Origin of the sequence: Marinobacter nanhaiticus D15-8W (assembly GCF_036511935.1) — a bacterium.
GTDB lineage: Bacteria > Pseudomonadota > Gammaproteobacteria > Pseudomonadales > Oleiphilaceae > Marinobacter_A > Marinobacter_A nanhaiticus.
Genome location: NZ_AP028878.1, coordinates 3782781 through 3804548 on the forward strand (window position 1 = coordinate 3782781; position 21768 = coordinate 3804548).

20 protein-coding genes are annotated in these 21768 nt (G+C 60.7%); 4 read left to right on the top strand and 16 right to left on the bottom strand.

The window, feature by feature from the left end; genetic code table 11:
• The first annotated feature begins 22 nt into the window (after window positions 1–22).
• Complete coding sequence (locus tag RE428_RS16985) at window positions 23–1165, top strand: PQQ-dependent sugar dehydrogenase (RefSeq protein ID WP_004583131.1); 1143 nt, start codon at window positions 23–25, stop codon at window positions 1163–1165.
• Between the two features lies 1 nt (window position 1166).
• Here the strand turns inward: RE428_RS16985 and RE428_RS16990 are convergent, their stop codons facing one another.
• The 6 genes from RE428_RS16990 to RE428_RS17015 form a co-directional block, all read right to left on the bottom strand.
• Window positions 1167–2312: a glycerate kinase gene (locus RE428_RS16990; protein WP_004583132.1), complete on the bottom strand. Its 1146-nt coding sequence runs from the start codon at window positions 2310–2312 to the stop codon at window positions 1167–1169.
• Between the two features lie 86 nt (window positions 2313–2398).
• On the bottom strand, window positions 2399–3514 hold the full coding sequence (locus RE428_RS16995) for a lipocalin-like domain-containing protein (RefSeq protein ID WP_004583133.1): 1116 nt from the start codon (window positions 3512–3514) through the stop codon (window positions 2399–2401).
• Window positions 3511–5766 (bottom strand): FtsX-like permease family protein, encoded by a 2256-nt coding sequence (locus RE428_RS17000; RefSeq protein ID WP_227500307.1) that lies wholly within the window; start codon window positions 5764–5766, stop codon window positions 3511–3513. The genes RE428_RS16995 and RE428_RS17000 overlap by 4 nt, the downstream gene beginning before the upstream one ends.
• Window positions 5763–6419, bottom strand: coding sequence for an ABC transporter ATP-binding protein (locus RE428_RS17005; protein ID WP_004583135.1), 657 nt, complete (start codon window positions 6417–6419; stop codon window positions 5763–5765). The genes RE428_RS17000 and RE428_RS17005 overlap by 4 nt, the downstream gene beginning before the upstream one ends.
• A gap of 22 nt (window positions 6420–6441) precedes the next feature.
• The gene (locus tag RE428_RS17010; protein WP_004583136.1) at window positions 6442–6855 is read right to left on the bottom strand and encodes a GFA family protein; all 414 of its coding nucleotides are present in this window, start codon (window positions 6853–6855) and stop codon (window positions 6442–6444) included.
• A gap of 51 nt (window positions 6856–6906) precedes the next feature.
• Window positions 6907–7890, bottom strand: a complete 984-nt coding sequence (locus RE428_RS17015) for a zinc-dependent alcohol dehydrogenase family protein (protein WP_004583137.1) — start codon at window positions 7888–7890, stop codon at window positions 6907–6909.
• Window positions 7891–8332: 442 nt separating this feature from the next.
• Between RE428_RS17015 and dkgB the strand changes: the two genes are divergently transcribed.
• The gene (gene dkgB / locus RE428_RS17020; protein ID WP_004583138.1) at window positions 8333–9145 is read left to right on the top strand and encodes a 2,5-didehydrogluconate reductase DkgB; all 813 of its coding nucleotides are present in this window, start codon (window positions 8333–8335) and stop codon (window positions 9143–9145) included.
• 43 nt (window positions 9146–9188) lie between these two features.
• Here dkgB and RE428_RS17025 read toward each other — a convergent pair whose 3' ends face one another.
• The 3 genes from RE428_RS17025 to RE428_RS17035 form a co-directional block, all read right to left on the bottom strand.
• Entirely contained in the window at window positions 9189–9827 is a 639-nt protein-coding gene (locus tag RE428_RS17025; RefSeq protein WP_004583139.1) for a hypothetical protein, read from the bottom strand.
• A 31-nt stretch (window positions 9828–9858) separates the two neighbouring features.
• The gene (locus RE428_RS17030; protein ID WP_004583140.1) at window positions 9859–10779 is read right to left on the bottom strand and encodes an aldo/keto reductase; all 921 of its coding nucleotides are present in this window, start codon (window positions 10777–10779) and stop codon (window positions 9859–9861) included.
• 116 nt (window positions 10780–10895) lie between these two features.
• The gene (locus tag RE428_RS17035; RefSeq protein WP_004583141.1) at window positions 10896–11669 is read right to left on the bottom strand and encodes a glutathione S-transferase N-terminal domain-containing protein; all 774 of its coding nucleotides are present in this window, start codon (window positions 11667–11669) and stop codon (window positions 10896–10898) included.
• A gap of 299 nt (window positions 11670–11968) precedes the next feature.
• Between RE428_RS17035 and dacB the strand changes: the two genes are divergently transcribed.
• Window positions 11969–13498 carry a D-alanyl-D-alanine carboxypeptidase/D-alanyl-D-alanine endopeptidase gene (dacB, locus tag RE428_RS17040; protein WP_004583142.1) on the top strand — a complete coding sequence of 510 codons (1530 nt, stop codon included), beginning with the start codon at window positions 11969–11971 and terminating at the stop codon, window positions 13496–13498.
• 39 nt (window positions 13499–13537) lie between these two features.
• Here dacB and RE428_RS17045 read toward each other — a convergent pair whose 3' ends face one another.
• From RE428_RS17045 to RE428_RS17065, 5 genes are all read right to left on the bottom strand, one after another.
• The gene (locus RE428_RS17045; protein WP_004583143.1) at window positions 13538–14308 is read right to left on the bottom strand and encodes an SDR family oxidoreductase; all 771 of its coding nucleotides are present in this window, start codon (window positions 14306–14308) and stop codon (window positions 13538–13540) included.
• A gap of 753 nt (window positions 14309–15061) precedes the next feature.
• Window positions 15062–15751 (bottom strand): histidine phosphatase family protein, encoded by a 690-nt coding sequence (locus RE428_RS17050; RefSeq protein ID WP_004583144.1) that lies wholly within the window; start codon window positions 15749–15751, stop codon window positions 15062–15064.
• The gene (locus RE428_RS17055) at window positions 15751–16815 is read right to left on the bottom strand and encodes a phosphotransferase family protein (protein ID WP_004583145.1); all 1065 of its coding nucleotides are present in this window, start codon (window positions 16813–16815) and stop codon (window positions 15751–15753) included. The genes RE428_RS17050 and RE428_RS17055 overlap by 1 nt, the downstream gene beginning before the upstream one ends.
• A gap of 35 nt (window positions 16816–16850) precedes the next feature.
• Window positions 16851–17666 carry an SDR family oxidoreductase gene (locus tag RE428_RS17060; RefSeq protein ID WP_004583146.1) on the bottom strand — a complete coding sequence of 272 codons (816 nt, stop codon included), beginning with the start codon at window positions 17664–17666 and terminating at the stop codon, window positions 16851–16853.
• 31 nt (window positions 17667–17697) lie between these two features.
• On the bottom strand, window positions 17698–18912 hold the full coding sequence (locus tag RE428_RS17065) for an acyl-CoA dehydrogenase family protein (protein ID WP_004583147.1): 1215 nt from the start codon (window positions 18910–18912) through the stop codon (window positions 17698–17700).
• A gap of 160 nt (window positions 18913–19072) precedes the next feature.
• On the opposite strand from RE428_RS17065, the gene RE428_RS17070 reads away from it, so the two are divergent.
• Entirely contained in the window at window positions 19073–19972 is a 900-nt protein-coding gene (locus RE428_RS17070; protein ID WP_004583148.1) for a LysR family transcriptional regulator, read from the top strand.
• A gap of 570 nt (window positions 19973–20542) precedes the next feature.
• Here the strand turns inward: RE428_RS17070 and RE428_RS17075 are convergent.
• Together RE428_RS17075 and RE428_RS17080 are read right to left on the bottom strand one after the other, a co-directional pair.
• Window positions 20543–20899 carry a hypothetical protein gene (locus RE428_RS17075; RefSeq protein ID WP_004583149.1) on the bottom strand — a complete coding sequence of 119 codons (357 nt, stop codon included), beginning with the start codon at window positions 20897–20899 and terminating at the stop codon, window positions 20543–20545.
• A 30-nt stretch (window positions 20900–20929) separates the two neighbouring features.
• Entirely contained in the window at window positions 20930–21700 is a 771-nt protein-coding gene (locus RE428_RS17080) for an EAL domain-containing protein (RefSeq protein WP_004583150.1), read from the bottom strand.
• Between the last annotated feature and the right edge of the window lie 68 nt (window positions 21701–21768).

Consider the following 21768-nt stretch of genomic DNA (forward strand, 5'->3'; position numbering starts at 1 on the left):
CATCAACCGCAGGAGGCAACTGATGTTGAGCTCGCGATTTTCCCGGAAGGCTTTGCCCGCGATCACCGGGGTGGTTCTCAGTTCGCTGTTGGTCACTCATCAGGCTCAGGCCGAAACGTTTACTTCGCAATATCACGACTATACGGTCGAGACCGTCGCCACAGGCCTGGAGTACCCCTGGGCCATTGCCTTCCTGCCCGACGGCGACGCCTTGGTGACCGAACGTGCCGGGCGCCTGCGCATCTTGCGCGACGGCCAGATCCTGGAACAGCCGGTAAGCGGCGTACCCGACGTGAAAGCCGCCGGCCAGGGCGGGCTTATGGATATCATCCTGCACCCGGATTTTGCCGATAACCAACTGCTGTTTATCAGCTACGCCCACGAGAATGCCGACGGGGTAACCACACGCGTAGCCCGTGCCCGATACCAGGACGGCGCCTTGGGTGAAGTAGACGTCATCTTCGAAGCCCTGCCACGCTCCAATACCACCCGCCATTTTGCCGGACGCATGGCCTTCGACCGGGAGGGCTACCTCTATGTGCCCGTCGGTGATCGCGGCGAGAAGGATCGTGCCCAGGATCTCAGTGACGATGCCGGTGGCGTGCACCGTATCACCATCGAAGGCGAACCCGCGCCGGGTAATCCATTCCTGGATGATCCCAACGCCCGGGATACCTTCTTCACCTATGGCAACCGCAACATCCAGGGTATGGATCGCCATCCTGAGACCGGGGAAATCTGGAGCCACGAACATGGCCCGCGTGGAGGCGACGAAATCAATATCATCGAGGCTGGCACCAACTACGGCTGGCCGGAAATTACCTACGGCATCGGTTATAGCGGCCTGCCCATAACCGACCGCACCCAGGCACCGGGCATGGCCCAGCTACTGCACTACTGGGATCCATCCATTGCTCCTTCAGGCATGGCCTTCTATACCGGTGATATGTTTCCGGAATGGCAGGGCGACCTGTTCGTCGGCGCCCTCAAGTTCCAGAAGGTTGTCCGTCTGCGGATCGGCAGTGGAAATGAAATCGCAGAGGAAGAGGACTTGCTGACGGATATGGATCACCGCATCCGCGCGGTAACCCAGGGGCCCGACGGCGCCATCTGGTTGCTGACCGACTCGTCGGATGGCCGCGTTATGAAGATGATTGCGCCCTGACTCACTCGACGCCGGGACGAACCGCATACAGTGCGCCGATGTTGCGGGCAGCACGCCTCAGACTGTCAGAAGTTCGCTCCAGGGCCTCCGCCAGGGGCATCGGCGCCGGTGTAACCCCGAAAATTGCCGTTATTCCACAAGCTAATGCCTCGGTGTAGTCGTCACCGAGGCTGCCTGCCAGCGCAATTACCGGCACGTTGGCCCCGGCCGCTTCCCGCGCCAGGCCTGCCAGGGTCTTGCCGCGGGCCGTCTGGGCGTCGATGCGACCCTCGCCGGTGACCACCAGATCGGCGTCACGTAGTTGGTCGCGCAAGCCAACAGCATCCATGACTACATCGATACCCGGCTCCAGGCGGCCGCCGAGGAATCCGCAGGCCGCGGCCCCTACCCCGCCGGCAGCACCGGCTCCAGGCCTATCAGCCAGCTTCCTGCCCACCACCTGCTCGAGTAACACGCCGTAGCGTTCCATGCCCTGGTCCAGCTTGACCAGCATCTCCGGCGTCGCACCTTTTTGGGGCCCAAACACATAGGTTGCGCCATCGGGGCCGGTCAGCGGGTTGTTGACGTCGCAGATTACGCGGAAACGCGTGGCGGGCACCCGGGTATCCAGTTCGTGGAGATTGAGCGACGCCAGGTCCAGCAAACCCTGCCCGCCCGGCGCAACAGGGTCGCCCGATGCATCCAGTGCCTTGACCCCCAGCGCCTGGGCCATACCCAGTCCGCCGTCATTGGTCGCGCTACCCCCCAGCGTTAGGATGACCTGCTCCACGCCCAGATCCAGGGCTGCCAGGATCAGTTCGCCGGTACCCCGCGAGGTGGTTTTCATCGGGTTGCGCCGCGCCTCGGGCAGGCGCTGGAGACCACTTGCTTCGGCCATTTCGATCACGGCGGTGCGGTCATCGTGAATAAGGCCGAAGCGTGCCCTGAGGGTATTGCCGTCCGGTCCGGTGACATCCGTGGTCTCGTAGCGTCCACCGGCCGCGATGACCAGGGCCTCCAGGGTGCCTTCGCCGCCGTCCGCCAGGGGTAGCTCCGTGAAGGTCGCATTGGGCAGCGCCTCGCTGAGCCCTTCACGAATCGCGACGGCCACCTCGGCAGCGGACAGACTCTCCTTGAACGAATCGGGGGCAATCAGGATATGGGTCACGGCATCTCCTCAGGTTAGGATGTAAGGCAATTGTTCTAAGGAATGCGTAGCAACAAGCAGGCCCGTTACCGCGCCTGGTCCACTCTTCATCTCTGTCGTTCATCATAGCCGGTTAGTTCGAGATAGCCTTTTCCGGTATGTGTTCCGGTCACTCGCACGGGCCCTTCCCAGTATGGATAAAGCCCTTCGTTCCAGAAGTTCCCATCCCAGGTAGTAACCTCAATGTCGACATCATGGTCGGGAATGATCAATCGCCAGTTTGTGGGCACAGGCCCCCGCGGCGTTTCTCGCTGATCCAGCACGTCCAGGCTGAAATCCCGGGACTTGAGCGATTGGGCCTCCCCATTCGGCCCAATCCAGGTGCCAGCCGTATAAGCCTGCCCGGTCTCGCGCAGGCGGAACGCCATGATCCGCCCCCCCGAATCCAGTTGCAGGGCCATCCAATCCCAGCCGGTCTGGTCCGAGCGCAGGAATTGGCTGCTCCACTCGCGATCGAACCAGCCACTGCCAGAGACCTGATGACGCACACCCTCGATCGTAACCGTGCCTTCAATCGCCAGGTCCACATAACTGAAATATAGGGAGCCCTCGCCACTGGCCGATTTGGCACTGAAACCGTCTTCTCCATGGCGTACCGCCGGTCGCCGGGGTTCCAGGCTCACGTCGTAGGCCCAGTCATTGCCCTGGACCTGCAATCGCCAGGCACCCTCATTCGTTTCCCGCAATTGCCAGTCGTCCAGCCACACCTCGAAAGGCTGGGCATGGGCACTCGCATGACCAATGTCGCCGCGCGCCACCCGCTCGTGGAAAAAGTGCTGCTCCCCGGTCGATAGCGCTGCGTGGGCCATCCAGACCGACTGCAGGGGCCAGTCCTCTGGTGGGGGCGGCACATCGGAGGGCGAACGGGGCTCCAGTGCCTGGCGGAACTGGGTCCACTGCAAGCCTACGGGCTCGCCTTCAGCAGTGGTCAAATTGGCGGTCAGGTACCACCATTCGATCCTGTGCCCGGGATGAGGCCCAAGATCGGCGGGCAAGTGGATACGATCGCCTGGTCGTGGCTGGGCGAAATCCTTCGCCTGGGCGCCGGTATCCAGCGAGGCGCCGAGACCGGCAAAGCTTTGCGGCTCGGAGGCCTCGTCGGAACAACCCGCCAGCACCAGCAGACTCAATCCGCAGCATAACCACCACGCCGATGCTTTCATCGCTCCGCCCCCTCCACGTGCCCCACGGTGACAGGCTCGGGGGCCTGGTCGGACAGCTGTCGCTGGATCAGCCAAGCGATCACCAGTCCGATGCCGACGGCTACCGCGAGCAATTGCAGCCAGAAAACGGGATACACCGCCATTGGCAGCGACCAGCCGAACGCCAGGGGATTGATGCGGGCCACCAACACCCAAGTCAGCAGAACGCCCAGCGGCAACGCCGCCAGCGCGGCCAGCAGCGTCAATCCGACAGAAAGACTCGAGATCCGCACCCGCAGGGCACGCGAGGAAAGCCCCCAAACCCGAAGCAGGTGGAAGTACCAGCGGCGAGTGCCAAAGAAGACCCACCCCAGCACCAGCAGGGCGACGCCGGCCAATACCAGGGTCAGTAGACTGATCGCACGGGTGAGCAGGAATGTTTGCTCGAACACACGCGTAGCCAGGCCGCGTACGGACGCGTTATCGCGGATCTGCAGGGACACGCCTGGCATTACCTTACGCAACGTCTCGCGCACTGCACGGATCGCGTCACTGGAGCGCAAATCGAGAGTGAGGCTGACAAAGGCCGGCCGGAAGTCCGCTGGCAATTCCTGCGCTGAAATGAGGATCTCGCCGCTGGGACGGCCATAATCCGCGTAGATGGCGGCAACCTGACGCTCGTACTTTTTGCCCGCGATGGTAAATCCAAGACTGTCACCCATCGCTAGTTCGAGCCGACGCGCCAACTGCTCGTTGACCATCACCTGGCCGTCGTCCAGGGCGTCCCAGGGCGCGGCTACCGACTCGATAAAATCCCAGTCACGAAGCAAAGGCGATGTGGGTTCCAGCGCCAACAGATCAATACGTCGCCCTGCATCTGCAGCTGAATGGGCGTCACCGCGGCGCACCGGGTACCAGGTTTCAATGGTGTCCAGGCTGTCGAGTTCGGGCGCAACACGATCGATGGTCTCAGCCACGGGCCACTCCACATAGATATCCCCCTGCAGGCGTTGGTCGAGCCAGTCATAGAATGTCGTCTCGAACGTGGTCACCAAGGCCTGGATCGCCAGTACGGTCGCCGCCGCGAACTGCAAGGCTACTACCGGCAATCCCAGGCGACGGAGCATCACCGCCAGTTCCCGCAGGGTCCAGCGACGCAGGGGTCTATCAGTCCGTCGTGAGCGCGTCTCCAGCACCCCTGACAGCAGTATGGGAGTCAGAACGCCAACCGACAGGAACAGCAGCGCCAGGGCGACGAAGACCTGAGCCAGGGAGCCTGCGAGAACGAGCCATCCGGCAGCCACGACGAGCAAGCCAACGGCGGGGATGCGAATCGGTAGCCGGCGATGGGGGTCGTCTGCATCGCCAGGGGCGATCAGGCACCAGGCCAGCACCAGGGCGGTCATCACCAGTACCGGCGCCAGGGTCATCCAGGTGAACGACTGGCTGTACAGGGTGACATCGAACAGGCCGCCGAGGGCACGTTCGAAGCCTTCGGAAAACAGTCGGGAGAGGAGCAACCCCAGTAACGTGCCCGGAATGGCCGCCAGGAGACTGACCACGCCGAGTTCAATGACCTGATAGCGTCGAATACGCGCCTCGCGGACCCCGAAGCGCCGTAGTAGCAGGAAGCCTGCGCGCCGTTGTGACAGGCCCAGCAGATAGACGCTGCGCACCAGCAGCCCGGTAATCAGCAGGACCAAGACGCAGAGGGCATCCAGGTTGAGCAGGAAACTGTCCGCCAATTCACCAGTATCGAGCCTGCGCTCCGCCGGAATTGCGTCGTAGCCCTCCGGTAAGGCGCGGGGGCCCCGGGGCGCCATCAAACGCAGACGGGCATCGGCAGATTCCGCTTCCGCCAGCTGCGAGGCTTCACGGATATCGACAAAAGGCTCACCCTGGAAACGCTCGAGATTACCCGACGACTGTGACTCGCCGGCAAAGCATCCTAGAGACAGGCTATCGATACCAATCACCTGGCCACGGTTACCCGCAGTGGCGACTTCGAGCCAGGGTAAGACGCACACACCGACCCGCCGCAAACGGACGAAATCCGTAACGTTGACCGGCTGGCCATCGGCGCGGGTGATTTCGTCAAAGCCGGAGATCAACTGACTACCCTGCTCCAGACTGCCGCGTGCCTGGCGGGTGAGATCCCAGACACCGCTCCAAAGGCCGGTAGCGAGGACAATGATCAAGACCAGGGCAAGCAGTTGCAGGGGATGACGGCGGTAGTGACTCAGGAAGGCACGCAGGAGCATCCCCCTTGTCACGCCTCGCCTCCCAGCCGGAAGATCCGGTCACAGCGTTCGGCCAGCCGGGGATCGTGGGTGGCCAGGATCATCGGACAGCCCTGCTCGCGCTGGAACTCGAACAGCACATCAGCCACGTCATCAGCGGTGTGGCTGTCCAGGCTTCCGGTAGGCTCGTCCGCAAGCAGCAGCTCGGGTTGCATCGCGAAGGCCATAGCCAGGGCAGCCCGTTGCCGCTGACCACCGGAGACCTGGTCGGGATAGCGGTTAGCCAGGTCACCCACGCCCAGGCGCTGCAACCAGCCCTGGGCATCGATCTCAGATCGGCCTGCCAGTCCCGCTCGCAGCTGCACGTTTTCTATCAGGGTCATGGCGGGCATCAGGTTGGCTTCCTGGAACACGGTGGCAATCCGCTGGCGTCGTAGATCGCTCCAACGCCGGGCATCGCCGACGCTCATGGATTCACCAAACAGCTGCAGATCGCCCTGATCCCAGTTTTCGAGCCCACTCAGCACGTTCAGCAGCGTGCTCTTGCCCGAACCGGAGCGGCCCATGAGCGCCAGGGACGCACCAGACTCGAGCATCAGGTCCAGCCCGTCGAACACGGCGACGGTCTCGCCGCCAGAGCGAAAGTGTTTGTGCAGGTTTCCGACGCGAACGACAGTCCCGGTCACGCAATCTCCCTGGGGTCCGTTGCTAATGGGGATCGTTGGTGCGTTCCAGCTTCTCGTATTGCGGCAAATCGTCGGTGATCTCGTACCAGTCCGACTTGGAACCCACGAACACATGGTACGCCGGTGACTGGCTAACCGGACCATCGATGACGCCCACACGCAGGCGAAGGATGCCGGGTATCGCGTCGACCCGACTGTAGAGTGGACTGCCGCATTGGGCACAGAAGGCCCTGTACTTGCCCGGACGGGATTCGAACTCACGAACCAGGTGATCGCCTTCGACGAAACTGAAATGCACCTTCTGCACCGGGCTGCTGGCGCCGAAGGCGCTGCCATGGGCTTTCCTGCACTGGCTGCAGTGGCACAGGGCGATGGGACCAAGACGCCCCGAGTACTCAAAGCGGACGCCGCCGCACAGACATTGACCGGTAATCATCCGTTCCCCTATTCAGTCGAGGGTCTGCGGAGGCGGCGCCTTACAGCGTGTCTACACGGGAACGATCAGGATTTTGCCGTCGCGCTCACCGGAGGCCGCGGCAGCGACCGCCTCCTTGATCTGCAGGACATCATACTCGCCCGCGATCTTCGCCTGAAGCTTGCCGGTGGCGATCAGCTTGGTGAGCTGTCCGAAGATGTTGCGCTGCTGTTCCGGCGAGGCGTTTTCGAACCATTTGGCCAACCAGAAGCCTTTCACGGTAACGCCCCGAAACACGATGTTGGCGGGCGAGACCTGACAGGGCTCCCCACTCATCATGCCGTAGTTCACCAGGGTGCCACCCTCGGCAAGGCAATTGGCGATATGGTCGGTCGCGGCCCCGCCAACGGCGTCGATGGCCAGGCGCACCTTGCCTTCGCCCACGGCCTCGCGTACCCGCTTGTGCAGGTCGGGACCGTCCACCAGCACCACATCGGCGCCCTGCTCTTTCACACCCTCGACGGCGGATTCACGGCGCACCACGTTGACGGTCTTGATACCCTTCATCTTCGCCAACTGGATCAGGTATCCACCCACGCCGGAATTGGCCGCGTTCTGGATCACCCAGTCGCCTTCCTGCAGATCGACGAACTCGTTGAGCATCAACAGCGCCGTGGGCGGGTTAATCGTCATCATCGCCAGTTGCTTTGCGTCAGCCTCGCCCGGCAGCGGTATGAGTTTGCGGGCGTCGACCAGAACATGGCTGGCCCAGGTTCCGACTCCCACCGGCAGCAACACCAACTGGCCCTGCTCCGGGCCTTCGGTATCGGGTCCTAGCGCGACAAGCTTGCCGACCCCCTCGTTGCCCCCAATTGCCGGTAGAGACGGCAGCATGCCGTACTCGCCAGTCAGGGTCAGGACATCCGAAGGGTTGATCGGTGCGGCAACGACCTTGACCAGCGCCTGGCCCGGACCGGGATCCGGCGTTTCGACCTCCACAGCCCCGATCACATCCTGCGGGACGGGCCCGCGCTTTTCATATTTTGCCTGTAGCATGTCTGTTCTCCTTGGCATTAATCACTTTTCTGATTAAGACAGCATAGGTAGCCACTGTCGGCGTTGATAGGGGGAAATCCGACATTTCGCCGGTGAGTCCGGCCATATTGACCTCGCTTGCCCCACGATGACGTGTCGTAGATGACCGCAGCAAAAGTACTTGTAAAAAGTACTTGAAGAACTACCCGATTCGCCCCAACGTAGTAGAAGACTCGGAATGCGTCCTGCCGCAATCAGCCGGCAACCAGGGCGTATTCCGAGGCTTCCAATCGCAAAAGCGGGAACCTCCTGAGCGGATGCCCACCAGATACGACGCCGACGCGCGCTGCGGATTACAATCCAAGTCCGCCAGCCGCCCAGGGGCAGTGTAGTTCTGAGCCAGCCGGTCTCGTCCGCCGAGGTGCTGCTTCACATCCATGACTACGCAGAGGGGGAACTGACAATGGCTCTGGATACCCTGCCACCCATCGGGATGGGGACCTACCGCCTTAAGGGCGACGTTTGCCGGGATGCGGTGCGGAGTGCCCTGTCCCTGGGTTACCGACATATCGATACCGCCCAGATCTACGAAAACGAATCACAGGTGGGCGACGGCATTACCTCCAGCGGCATTCCGCGCCGGGATATTTTCCTCACCACCAAGGTCTGGTTCGAAAACCTGCGAGCCAGCGACCTGATGAACAGCCTTACGGACAGCCTGCAACGGCTAAAAACCGACCACGTGGACCTGACCCTGATCCACTGGCCCTCACCGGACGACGAAGTCCCGATGGAGGAGTACCTCGGCGCCCTGCGTGATGCCCAGCGGGAAGGTCTGACCCGGTTTGTGGGTCTCTCCAACTTCACCAACGACCAAGTGGATAATGCACGCGTCCTCCTTGGCGATACCCCGATCATGACCAACCAGGTGGAAGTGCACCCCTTCCTGAGCAATCGCAAGGTGGTGAGCCACATGCAGGAATTGGGCATCAAGGTTACCGGCTACATGCCACTGGCCGTTGGTCGCGTGATGGACGATGAAACCCTGGTCCGCATCGGTCGCGCCCATAACGCCACGCCGGCCCAGGTTTCCATTGCCTGGCTGGCCTCCCAGGGCATCGTGGCGATTCCATCCTCGACGCGACCCAGTCACCAGAAAGAGAACCTGGCCGCCCTTGACATCGAACTCACCATCGACGAGATCGACGCCATCGACCATCTCAACCGCAACGAGCGCGTGGCCAATCCGAGCTTTGCGCCGGAGTGGGACGAATAAGCACAGGCGCTCCGCACGTCGCGGTGTAAATGCTACGCCGGGGTCAATGTCGAGGCCCCGGCCAGAATGCGAGCACGATCGCCAGCAGGGCTCCGGCGGCGGGAACGACCATCGGCAGCAGCAGGCCCAATGCCCAATGGGTCAGTACACTGAACAGGCACCAGATCAGCGGGACGAACAGCAGGAGCACCCGCCATGTTCGTGTCACCCCGGCCAGCAGGACCAGAGTCGCCAGCGCTGTCATATCCGGCGTCAATCCCGGCAAGGCGATCGCACCCCAATCCGCTGCGGACCAGGCGGTCAGCAGCGACATCCCCAGCAAGAGACCAACGCTGACCAACATCCGTCCAAAGCGGACGGGTCGTGGTGGCGTCCCCCACCCCATGGCGAGGAGCACTAAGGCTTCGACCGCAAATGCCCACGCAAAATAGCTGACTGGCCAGTTGATGGGCGCATAGTAGCGATGCATGAAGAGTGTAGCCGTCACACCCCAGCCCAGCGATACCATAACGACGGCCAGACGGCGGACCCAGAGCGCACGCCAACAGAGCATGGCCGGGATAGCCAGGATGGCGAGCACCACCGGCCAGAACCAAGGTCCCAGCGTATCGTTGAGACGCTCAAACAGGCGGAGGTAGACCTCCGGTGTGAACATCAGGAAGTCTCGCAGGTCGTAGCTCATCGGAGATAACTCAATAGGCGTCCATCATCGATCAGAGCGCCTCGACATAATCCACCATGCGTTGACGCTGCTCCTGATCCGGCAGGATGCCGTAGAGTGCGCCCATGTTTTCCCGCATATGCTCGACCTGCGTGGTGGCCGGTATCGCGCAGGTCATAGCCGGGTGGGACACGACAAACTTGAGGAAGAACTCTGCCCAGTTCTTTGCCCCGACCTCGTCGGCCCAATCCGGCAGGGGTTCGGATTGGAATCGACCGAACAGTCGGCCACCCTGGTAGGGGCGGTTGGCGATGACCGCGATGCCGCGCTCCAGCGCCAGGGGTAGCAGACGCTCCTCCGCTTCCCGGTCGACGATGTTGTACGTCAACTGCACGAAATCGAGGGGCTCGTTCTCCATAATCCTCTCAAGTTCGCCATGGCGACGGCCGTGTGAGGTGGTGATACCGATGTAGCGGACGCGACCTTCGTCTCTCATGGCCTTGAGCGCCTCCAGATGCTCCTGCCATGCTAGCAGGTTGTGTATCTGCATGAGGTCGAAGTGCTCGACACCCCAAAGATCTTCCGATTGCCCCACGGCCTCGCGGGTGGCATCACCGTCGCTGGTCCAGACCTTGGTGGCGGCAAACAGGTCATCGTACCGGTCCAGCCGCTCTGTCAGTTGCCCCATCACGGCTTCCGCAGAGCCATACATGGGGGACGAATCGACTACTGAGCCGCCCTGGTCAAAGAAGACCTCGAGGATGCGTGCCCGTTCATCCAATAGCACGGGATCGGTACCGACATTGAATGTGCGCCAGGTGCCCATACCGATGACTGGCAGCGCTTCGCCACTTGAGGGAATGGGCCGGGTGATGGGTTCTCCACCGCCCCGGGCGAACAGCGGAGGGACTCTGGAGGCCAGGCCAATGGCGGCCAGGCCCGTGAGGAAACGGCGCCGGGTGATGGGCTGCATAGGGTTCGCTCCGTGGTTCGTATCTCCCTGATCACTAGTAAGCTGGGACAGCTACCGCCAGCACAGTTCCTACCACAACCCGTTTATACGCCGTTTACTGTCATCGGATCGTGTGTCTAGCGGGTCGCATACTGCCTATCCAGGTACTCCAGGATAGCCGCCGATTCGAACAGTGCCTCGCCGGTATTGGGGTCTTCCAGATAAGGTACCTGCACCCGCTGGTGCTGCTGATAGAACGCGTGCCGCTTGCCGCCTTCCCGCGGCACGTAAGGTCCCGGTTTGATGCGTTGCTTCGCCGGGCCGATCTCGGACCAGTGTTCCTTGCCCAGGTTATGCAGGCGATAGGGAATCTCCAGCTCACACAGGCGCTCCCGTACCAGTCGGGAATAGGGGCTGCCCTCGAAGCTCCACAGATGCAGCGGCTTCTCAGGCGCCCGAGCCGGGGAAGCGCGCAAGCCTTTCAGCCCCCGGAGGGCAGACGCCAGGCTACCCAACACCGGCTGATAGGGCCTGAAACGGTAATAGCCCGGTACCGGTCGGTTGCCGTAGGTCCTAAACAGGTATTCGACGATCACCTTGGATTCGTACAGAACCTGGCCATTGCTCTGGTCGACCAGCAGCGGGAACTGCTGCTTGCCGCCGACCAGCTTGGCTTCGGACCGGAAGCGCCGGCCTCCCCTCGGGCGCGGCCGGATGTCGGCATCCATGTGCAGGGCTGTCAGTGCCTCGCGCACCTTGCGGCAATATGGACAGGCTTCGATGTCGTATAGGATCAGTGGCTTCTCCGGCTGCTGCGCCGGTTTGACGACCATGCAACCGCGCCACGCGGTCAGCGTTGAACTGGCCGCGGAACCCAGGATCTCGAGATTGAATGTGAGCGCGTTTGCCATTTTGTAGTTTCCTGTAAATCTGAATCCGTCAGCTTAAACAACTGCCTGCTGGGCAGTATTCCGATCAGTAGACATTTCAATGCATTAGAGACCCTCGAACCATGGCCAAACTGACCGTACATGTCGCCCCGGCAGCACCCTGATTACATTCCAACGCCAAATCGCCACAAAAGATGAAGTTAGTACTCCTTCTTAACGCTATGTATAAAATTCGGTCATAGGCGCCACCCTACATTTTGCGCTATTTTAGAAGGACTGTTGCGCTGTGTTCTCGACGTTCGCCAAGAAGGAAAAAATAAATGCTATCCGCCGCTTTCCGACGGAAATGTGGTCCGGTAGTCCCCTTGCGTGTCGCGTTGTCGCTGCTCGTCCTGATTGGGACGGCAGTGGTTCATGCAGAGGGCCGTTTACCGTCCCCCTGGTCAGAAAATATCGTTGACGCCACGATGAAGGCGATGCAGACCGAGGACGCCATGAGCGTCGCCGCCGTTCCGCTGAATGGTCCCGGCCTGCCCCAGTTTATCAATGCCGACGCGCAGATGAGTCCCGGCTCCATCATGAAGCTGGTGACCACCTATGCTGCGTTGGAAATTCTTGGGCCCAATTATCATTGGCAAACCAATTTCTATACCGATGGTGAGCCGGTCGGCCGCACCCTCCAGGGCAATCTCTACGTCAAACTGTCCGGTGACCCCAACCTCAGTCTGGAACGGTTGTGGTCCAGCTTGTCGGAATTGCGGGGTATGGGCATCGACACCATCGAGGGTGACCTGATCCTTGACGGTAGCGTGTTCAACCTCCCCAACGGCCTGCCCCGGTTCGACGACAACGGCGATAACGACTACGCGCCGTTCCTGGTGGAGCCCTCGGCGTACCTGACCAATTTCAACCTGATTCATTTCCAGGTTCGGGCCGATGCACGCGGCACGACGGCCTGGGCGACGCCCGCCCTGAATGCCGTGATTATCGACAATCAGGTCAAGGCGCTGCCTGAAGGCCCCTGTCGCTCACGGCACAACTTCGATTGGGCGCCGATATTCCATGAGGACGGCACCGTTACGGTCAAGGTCACCGGCAAACTGCCTCGTGGCTGCCGGACCACGAAGTACCTGTCGCTCATGCCCGCCGCCGACTATACCGCCGGCGCCATTCGCACCGTCTGGGCGGAAATGGGAGGCCTGATCACCGGTCGTTCACGGCTCGGCGAAACGCCGGACGATGCCAACCTGATGATCACCTCGGAGTCACCGGACCTCGTAACAACCGTCCGCAGCATCAACAAGTGGAGCAACAACGTCATGGCGCGCCAGTTGCTGCTGGCCGTTGGCGCCGAGTATCGCAAGTCGGAAGATGCCGACGATCGTGAAGCCGGCGTCCGTGTCATTACCGAATGGCTGGGCCGCAATGGCGTGGATACTGACGGGCTGGTGATCGACAATGGTTCGGGATTGTCTCGGGACAGCCGTATAACCGCGCGCCAGGGCGCCCAGGTCCTGCAGGCGGCGTGGCAAAGCCCCTACTCCGCCGACCTAATTACCTCACTGCCGCTTATCGCGATGGACGGCACCATGTATCGCCGTTTGCGCAACACCGGCATGGCCGGCCTGGGCCGCATCAAGACCGGCTATCTGGAAGACGTACGCTCCATAGCCGGCTTCACCCGTGATACCAACAACACCACCTGGGCGGTGGTGGGCATGGTGAACCATTCACCGGCCTGGAACGGCCAGGCGCTGTTGGACAAGGTGCTCTACTCGCTATATCTGCAGCCACCGGTCGGTACCGCCTTCTCGCAGGCGCCCGTCAAGACGAAAACGGACGTCCATTAGGACGTCCGCTGTTTCGTGCCTTGGATAGCCGGCCAAACTCTAGACAGTCAGGTACCCCCCGTCCACATTGATGCAGCTGCCGGTGGTGTAGCTGGACGCTTTCGATACCAGGTAGAGCACCGTACCCGCCATCTCGTCCGGATCCGCCATACGATGCATGGGAATGTGGGTCAGAGCCTGCTTCTTGATGGAATCGTTGGTGGTCAGGGCGCTGGCGAACTTGGTATCCGTCAGGCCTGGCAGTAGCGCGTTGACGCGGATATTCTGCTGGCCCAGCTCTTTGGCGAACGCCTTGGTCATGGAAATGACCGCAGCCTTGGTGATCGAGTAGATTCCCTGGAAGTGGCCCGGGGTGACACCGTTGACTGAAGCGACGTTCACGATAGCCCCGCCGCCGGACTTCTTCATCAGTTGAGCCGCCTGGGCGCACATGAAGAAATAGCCGCGGATATTTACGTCTACCGTCTTCTGGAAAGCACCGACATCTGTCGTCTCGATTGGGCCGAAATGCGGGTTCGTCGCCGCGTTGTTGACCAGGATGTCGAGTTTGCCGTGGGTAGATTGAATGTGGGACCAGATACCCTCGATCTGCTCCATCTCGCCGATATGACAGGCATAGGCTTCGGCCTTGCCACCCGCATCGCGGATGCTGCTCGCCACTGCCTCACAGCCTTCCAGTTTGCGGCTGCTGACGATGACATGGGCGCCGTTTGCGGCCAAAAGGTGGGCGATGCTCTCACCAATACCACGGCTGGCGCCGGTGACCAACGCGACTTTTCCGGATAGATCAAAGAGGTCGTTCTGACTCATGGGTTGCTCCAATTGTTGTCTATAAGTCCATCACATAAGCGGACAGCGCGTTCCCGGCGGCCTCCGTCAGTACCGCGGCAGCCTTGCAGGCTGCTCCGAAGCTAAAGCGTCGGCTACATGCTCGCGTCAGCCCCAAGTGTGTAGCAGAAGCTTCAGCTTCTGAGGGGCCGTAGGCGCCCGATGCGCAGTGCTTTGCCCGCTAACAACGAAAAAGAGGCAGCCTTGCAGGCTGCTCCGAAGCTGAAGCGTCGGCTACACGCTCGCGTCGACCCGGAGTGTGTAGCAGAAGCTTCAGCTTCTGAGGTGCCGTAGGCGCCCGATACACAGTGCTTCGCCCGCCCATAACGAAAAGCGGCAGCCCTGCGGGCTGCTCCGAAGCTGAAGCGTCGGCTACGTGCTCGCGTCGGCCCGGAGTGTGTAGCAGAAGCTTTAGCTTCTGAGGGGCCGTAGACGCCCGATGCACGGTGCTTTGCCCGCCAATTACGAAAAAGCAGCAGCCTTACGGGCTGCTCCGAAGCTGAAGCGTCGGCTACATGCTCGCGTCAGCCCCAAGTGTGTAGCAGAAGCTTCAGCTTCTGAGGCGCCGAAGGCGCCCGATGCACGGTGCTTTGCCCGCCAATTACAAAAAAGCAGCAGCCTTACGGGCTGCCCAGAAGCTGAAGCGTCGGCTACGTGCTCGCGTCGGCCCGGAGTGTGTAGCAGAAGCTTTAGCTTCTGAGGTGCCGAAGGCGCCCGATCAATAGCGCTTCACTCTCAGCGGAAAGTCACCAGTTCCGGCGCGCCGTCTTCCAGATGGGCGTAATTGTTAAACACCGACAGACTCCGCCGATGGCCTGAGAACAGGATGCGGGTCACACTGGTATTGGCAATCACCTGGTTCAGTTCCAGGGCCCGCTTGTCGTCCAGTCCCAGCAGCGCTTGCATTACGACGGAAATCGGACCGCCCGAACTGGCAACCAACACGTCGCCCCCGCCGGAATTGCCCAGGGCATCCTCGACGGCGGCGTTCACGCGGGTACAGAAATCCGACCAGGTTTCGGGGTAATCGCTGTCGTACTGCCCGCTTACCCAACGTTCGACGGCCTCCACAAACATCAACTGGAAAGCCTTCGCCGGTTTTTCGTGGCGTGCCAGATCGCGGGCCATGACCTCCCGGTCTGCCCACTCCGGCTTCAGGGTATGCACGACGGTCTCGTGGTCGAACTCGTTGAAGCCTGGGTTGATCTGCAATTCCGGAAGCGACTGCCCCAGCCCCTCGGTGATCGCCTCGACGGTTTCCCGGTGGCGGCGCATGTCGCCAGCGAACACCGCTGTCGGGCTGACCTTGCCCTTGAGCCAGCGCCCGAGAACACGCCCCTGCTCCCAGCCACGCTCGGACAGGGCATCGTAGTCGGCCTTGCCGAAGCTGGCCTGACCGTGGCGGATAAGGTAGAGGTTGGCCATTACAAGGTACTCGCGTCAATCAGCCGCTGGCAGCGCTTTTCCAGGTAGTTGGCAGCATGGCCGAACATGGCGAAGCGCTTGTCCTGGGTCTGGCCGTGGTAGTAGCGGTAGTAGATCTGCTGGATGATCACCGCCAGCCGGAACAGGCCGTAGATCTCATAGAAGTCGAATCGGTCGACCACGTAGCCGGACTTCTCCATGTAGTACTCGACCACCTCGTCCCTGCTCAGCATGCCCGGCCGATGGGTGGGCTGGCGGCGCAGGATCTGGAATTGCTGCTCGTCATCCGCCTGGATCCAGTAGGCCAGGCTGTTGCCCAGGTCCATCAGCGGATCGCCGATCGTCGCCATTTCCCAGTCGAGCACGCCCACCACCTCGAACGGGTTGTCCGGGTTGAGCACCACGTTGTCGAAACGGAAGTCGTTGTGGATCACGCACTGGGCAATATCTTCCGGCATCTTGTCGTCGAGCCAGCTCATCACCGCCTCGAAATCGCCCACGTCTTCGGTGCGGGCCTTGCGGAAGCGATTGCTCCAACCGCCGATCTGGCGCTGGACGTAACCCGGCCCTTTGCCCAGGTGATCGAGCCCGGTCGCCACCGGATCAACCTTGTGCAGGTCGACCAGCTTGTCGATCACGTTCAGGCACAGGCGGCGGGTGTCGGCCTCGGACAACTCGAATCCCTTGGGAAAATCCTGGCGCAGGATGATGCCCTTGAAGCGCTCCATCACGTAGAAATCGCAACCGAGGACATCGTGGTCGTCGCAGATGGCGATAATCTCCGGCACATAGGGATAGACCGGCTTCAGTGCCCGCATCACCTTGGCTTCACGCAGCATATCGTGAGCGGATTTGGCAATGTGACCGAACGGCGGACGGCGCAGCACGAACGAGCGGTCGCCATAGTCCACCTGATAGGTCAGGTTGGAGGCGCCGCCGGGATACTGGCGGATGCTGGGTTCGCCCTCCAGTTCCGGCATCGCCTGCTTCATGAAACGGTCGACGGCGCCAGCATCCAGCTCTTCGCCTTCACGGATGTCTACGGCCTGATCGATCTGTGTCATTGGCACATCTCCTTCGAGGGTTTTCGGCCGCCAATTCAGGCGGTGCCACCGAATTTGCGGATCCAGCGTTTGCTCTCCTGGTGCATTAGCCAGTCGAAGGCCCAGGGCGCGTGGCGCTTGAGAATCCACATGCGGCGTTCCTTGACGTGGGGCAGCACCCAGAACTCGCCCTTCTGCGCTGCACGGAAGATATCCTCGGCGACATCGTCGGCGGTGACGCCGGAGCGCTTCATCAGCTTGTTGACGTTGAGATCCATACCCGGTAGCTCCGAGCGCATGGAGCTGGTCAGGTTCGTAGGGAAAAAGGCCGGACAAACACAGCACACCTTGATGCCATCATCCCGCAATTCCATGCTGAGCGTCTCGGACAGTGCGATTACGCCCGCCTTCGACACGTTGTAGCTGCTCATCAGCGGCGCCAGCATCAGGCCAGCCATGGAAGCTACATTGATGAACGTGCCCTGCTTCTGTTTCTTTAGCAGTGGCGTGAAGACCTTGCAGCCTCGCACGACGCCCATGACGTTAATGTCCAGGATCCATTCCCAGTCGCCCAGGGACGAGCCTTCGATACTGCCGCTGGAGGCCACGCCGGCATTGTTGACGACGACATCGACGCCGCCCCATTTTTCCACCAGCTGATCGCGGACTTTTTCCAGGTCACCGATGCGCCGCACGTCGCAGGGGAGGAAGAGCCCCTCGCCACCGGCGTCAGCGATTTCCTTTTCAACCTCGACACCCTGTTCCGGATTGATGTCGCCGATACAGACCCGAGCACCCTCGCGGGCGTAACGCAAGGCCAAGGCTCGACCCAGGCCGCTGGCGCCACCGGTGATAAAAACGCGTTTGGACATTTGGTTGTTTTCCTGTCAGTCGGACGCCGGGTTATTTACCGGCGTATTTCTTCAGTTCGAGTTTCGCCACCATACCGCGATGCACCTCGTCCGGGCCATCCGCCAGGCGTAACACCCGGGCGTAGGCAAACAACTGGGTCAGCGGGAAGTCGTCATCGCTGACACCCGCGCCGCCGTGGATCTGGATGGCGTTGTCGACGATGGTCTGCAGCATCTGCGGAATCACCGCCTTGATCATCGACACTTCACTCAGCGCGCCCATAACGCCCTGGGTATCCAGCAGCCACGCACACTTGAGGGTCAGCAGACGGGCCTGTTCGATGGCCATGCGCGCGTTGGCGATAATGTCCGGATTGCCCCCCAACTTTGCGAGCGGCTTGCCGAACGCCTCCCGGGAAACGGCGCGCTTGATCATCAGTTCCAGCGTACGCTCCGCAGCGCCGATGGCACGCATACAGTGATGAACGCGTCCCGGGCCCAAACGGCCCTGGGCAATTTCGAAACCACGGCCCGGTCCGGCGATGATTGCGCTCGCGGGCAGGCGTACATTCTCGAAACTGACTTCACCGTGGCCGTACGGCTCATCGTATGCACCGAATACCGGCAACATACGCTCGACTTTCACGCCTGGCGTATCTTTGGGGACGAGGACCATGGAATGCTGCCGGTGCTTGGGCGCATCCGGATCTGTCAGCCCCATGAAAATGAGTACTTCGCACTTGGGGTGGCCGATTCCCGTGCTCCACCATTTACGACCGTTGAGAACCACTTCATCATTTTCCACGATAGCGGTCGCGGCCATGTTGGTCGCATCGGAAGACGCAACGCCGGGTTCAGTCATGCAGAACGCGGAACGCACTTCGCCCGCCAGCAGCTTATCCAGCCACTGGGCTTTCTGGGCATCAGAGCCGTACTTGATCAGCACTTCCATATTGCCGGTATCCGGCGCGTTGCAGTTAAAGATTTCCGGCGCGATAAAGCTGCGACCGGTTTCCTCCGCAATCAGCGCGTAGTCGGAGTTCAGCAGCCCGCAGCCATATTCCTCTTCCGGCAGGAACATGTTCCACAGCCCCTGCTCCCGGGCCTTGGCCTTAAGCTCGGCGATGACGGGCAACTCGACCCAGCGGTTTTCCAGAGCCGCCATATCGTCATAGTAGCGGGCCTCGATCGGGAAGATTTCCTCCTTCATGAACGCCTTGACACGCTTGAGGTAATCCTGGCCTTTCTCAGATGGTTTGAAGTCCATAGCAGTCACTCCGGGTGGGTAGGAACAACGGTTACTGGCAAATAAATCAGGGTAGCCGCAGTCTACGTTTCTCGCTCCGCATCAAGCCACTGAATTATTCTTATCAATTCATATAAACTGGACTTATACAGAAGCCATCATAAAGCCGAGTCCCACATCTATGGCCGCTAACCGCCTCGACCTCAACCTGCTGCACGTGTTCGACACCATCTATCGCGAAGGAAGTCTGACCCGTGCCGCCCAGGCCCTGCACCTGACGCAGCCGGCAGTGAGCCATTCCCTTGCGCGGCTACGCGAACATTTCAACGACCCGCTTTTCACCCGGCAGGGCAACCAGATGGTCGCCACGCCCCTGGCGCGGCGTTTCGCGGAAACCATGCGTCCCGGCCTGACCCAGATCCAAAGCGCGGTCAACCAGTTCCACGCCTTCGATCCAGCGCATCAGCACAAGAGCTTTGCGTTGGGCTTGCGGGATATCCTCGAATCGACCTTCCTGCCACAACTGATGGTGAACCTGAGCGCCTATCCGGAAATCGAGGTCATCAGCCAGCGCATCGCCCGGCGGGATATGGAAACCCAACTGGCCTCCGGCAAGCTGGACTTCGCCGTGGACGTATTGCTGCCGGTCAGTAACCAGACGGCTCATGAATTACTACGCAAGGACCGGTTGGTGGTGATTGCCGGAGCGCATTGGCCGGATCTGGATAAGGGGCTTTCGCTGGAGCGTTATCTGGAGGCACGCCATGTGCTCGTGTCATCCAGGACGGAGGGGCCAGGCATCGAGGATTTCGAGCTCTCACGACTCGGCGTGCATCGGCGAATAGCACTACGCTGCCAGCATTATTATGCGGCCTGTCGGGTCGCCGAGACCACGGATCTTCTGGTAACGATGCCGGAGACTTACGCCAGGATGATCGAGCAGCAGTCGAATATTCGTGTGTTGCCCTTGCCGACCGATATGCCGCCTCTCAATGTGCATCTGTATTGGCATAAGGCGTATGAAAAGGAACCCGCGTTGTTGTGGTTCAGGGAACAGTTGCATCAAGTGGCGGCGATTTGACCATTAAACGTAGGTCGGATTAGCAACGCGTAATCCGACAAAGCAGTTCAAGGTGGGCGCCATAACAGCAAAAAGAAAGAGAGGTTGTTGGGTTACGCGAAGCTAACCCAACCTACGTTTCGCCATGTCTCGGTTTACGGGGAAAGCAGTATTCAAGTAGCCAGATCGAAGCGGATGGAGACCATCGCTGGAGAGAGGGACAGGGATGTCACTCGTTCGGATTGGCTAGTGTGCTGTCCGGCTCATTCGTTAGCCTACTGAGACCCTGAGAATCTGGAAAGCAAGGCGCAGCGGCGAAGGTGTGGTGGTTCCACATCGAGTCGCTGCAACGCCGCTAGCCAGATTCTCAGGGCCTCCCTTCGGGCGCGCTTCTGAGGGCTTTGGCTCTGCGTTGCTGCTCTTTGACATGGAGCCACCATGCCTGCAGAGCAGCGCCTTGTCCAAAGCCCTCAGAAGCGCGCAGTAGGTTAACGAATGAGCCGGACAGCACACTCGGGAAGGCCATCCAATCCGACGGAAGCGATGGTCTCCATCCGCTTCCTACCTCGTAACTCAAGATCCAAAATTGGCTTAGAGAGCCCCAACAATAGAGAGGAGAGCGGCCAAGCCCCCAGCAGCCATTAACAGACTGATCGCCACAATCACAAAGCCCCAGCCCACAGCGGCCGCATCAGAAACGGGCACCTGATGTGCCCGCGCTGTCCGGTAGAACGCCCACGGGCCAAGCACGAACGCACCGAACACTACGAAGACCAGCCCTACAGCCACACCGGCAAACGTCCAGGTCGCGAGGATAGTACTGCGGTCGGCAAGGTTCTCCTCGACCCCGTGCTTACGCAGAAAATAACGAGAGAAAAGCCAGATCAAACCATAGAGTGCAGCAACCAGCAGGATGCCGGCGAGAACGACAACAGCGCGATAGGCCATAAGAAAGAAGAAGTCCCGATCAAGAGGCAGCTAGGATTCGGAAGGATACCAGGGTTCGGGCAGGTGCTCGAAACCAGGTTTGGCAAAGAGATACCCTTGGAACAGCGTAATGCCCTGATCCCGGAGCCAAGCGTATTCCGCTTCGGTTTCCACACCCTCTGCGATAATACGGCCCCCCAGCTTCTGCATCATGGTGATGATACCGCAGATAACGGCCTGCTTATTGGGCTCGTGATCGACATCGCGGATCAGCCCCATATCCAGTTTCAGAAGATCCGGCGGGCTGGCTACCAGCAGGTTATAGCGGGAAAAGCCGGTGCCGAAATCGTCCAGGGCCACCTGGAAGCCCATCTCTTTGTAGGTATCGATAATCGAGGTCAGGTGCTCGGCGGATGTCAGGGCTTCCGCCTCGATAACCTCGAAGATAATCCGGCGCGTATCGAAATTGTATGTCCTGGCCGCCGCCAGGGTGGTCCGAATACAGTACTCAGCCTGATACACAGCGTTGGGCATAAAGTTGATGCTCAGGGCCGTCTGCATATTCAGCTTCGCCGCAAGCTTGACCGCCTTGACACGGCATATCTGGTCGAACGCATACCGGTTACGCTCGTTGACCCGCGCCAGGACCTCACCCGCTCCCTGCCCTTCCGTACCCCGCACCAAGGCTTCATACGCCAGAACTGAGCGGGATTCGACATCGATAATAGGCTGGAACGCGAAAGAGATACCGAACTCCAGACCCTCGCCACAGGCACATTGCTCGCAATGGGATTCATCGAAAAGGATAGCGGGCTGATTCAAATAGCCTCCGATAGTCAGTGCGGGTAGATACCCATTGGTCTCACCTTAGCATTTCCCCCAATAGTAGC

Coding starts and splice junctions, on each gene's coding strand:
- RE428_RS16985 (WP_004583131.1), top strand. CDS start 23: ATGTTGAGCTCGCGATTTTCCCGGAAGGCTTTGCCCGCGATCACCGGG.
- RE428_RS16995 (WP_004583133.1), bottom strand. CDS start 3,514: ATGAAAGCATCGGCGTGGTGGTTATGCTGCGGATTGAGTCTGCTGGTG.
- RE428_RS17010 (WP_004583136.1), bottom strand. CDS start 6,855: ATGATTACCGGTCAATGTCTGTGCGGCGGCGTCCGCTTTGAGTACTCG.
- RE428_RS17015 (WP_004583137.1), bottom strand. CDS start 7,890: ATGCTACAGGCAAAATATGAAAAGCGCGGGCCCGTCCCGCAGGATGTG.
- dkgB (WP_004583138.1), top strand. CDS start 8,333: ATGGCTCTGGATACCCTGCCACCCATCGGGATGGGGACCTACCGCCTT.
- RE428_RS17025 (WP_004583139.1), bottom strand. CDS start 9,827: ATGAGCTACGACCTGCGAGACTTCCTGATGTTCACACCGGAGGTCTAC.
- RE428_RS17030 (WP_004583140.1), bottom strand. CDS start 10,779: ATGCAGCCCATCACCCGGCGCCGTTTCCTCACGGGCCTGGCCGCCATT.
- RE428_RS17035 (WP_004583141.1), bottom strand. CDS start 11,669: ATGGCAAACGCGCTCACATTCAATCTCGAGATCCTGGGTTCCGCGGCC.
- dacB (WP_004583142.1), top strand. CDS start 11,969: ATGCTATCCGCCGCTTTCCGACGGAAATGTGGTCCGGTAGTCCCCTTG.
- RE428_RS17045 (WP_004583143.1), bottom strand. CDS start 14,308: ATGAGTCAGAACGACCTCTTTGATCTATCCGGAAAAGTCGCGTTGGTC.
- RE428_RS17050 (WP_004583144.1), bottom strand. CDS start 15,751: ATGGCCAACCTCTACCTTATCCGCCACGGTCAGGCCAGCTTCGGCAAG.
- RE428_RS17055 (WP_004583145.1), bottom strand. CDS start 16,815: ATGACACAGATCGATCAGGCCGTAGACATCCGTGAAGGCGAAGAGCTG.
- RE428_RS17060 (WP_004583146.1), bottom strand. CDS start 17,666: ATGTCCAAACGCGTTTTTATCACCGGTGGCGCCAGCGGCCTGGGTCGA.
- RE428_RS17065 (WP_004583147.1), bottom strand. CDS start 18,912: ATGGACTTCAAACCATCTGAGAAAGGCCAGGATTACCTCAAGCGTGTC.
- RE428_RS17070 (WP_004583148.1), top strand. CDS start 19,073: ATGGCCGCTAACCGCCTCGACCTCAACCTGCTGCACGTGTTCGACACC.
- RE428_RS17075 (WP_004583149.1), bottom strand. CDS start 20,899: ATGGCCTATCGCGCTGTTGTCGTTCTCGCCGGCATCCTGCTGGTTGCT.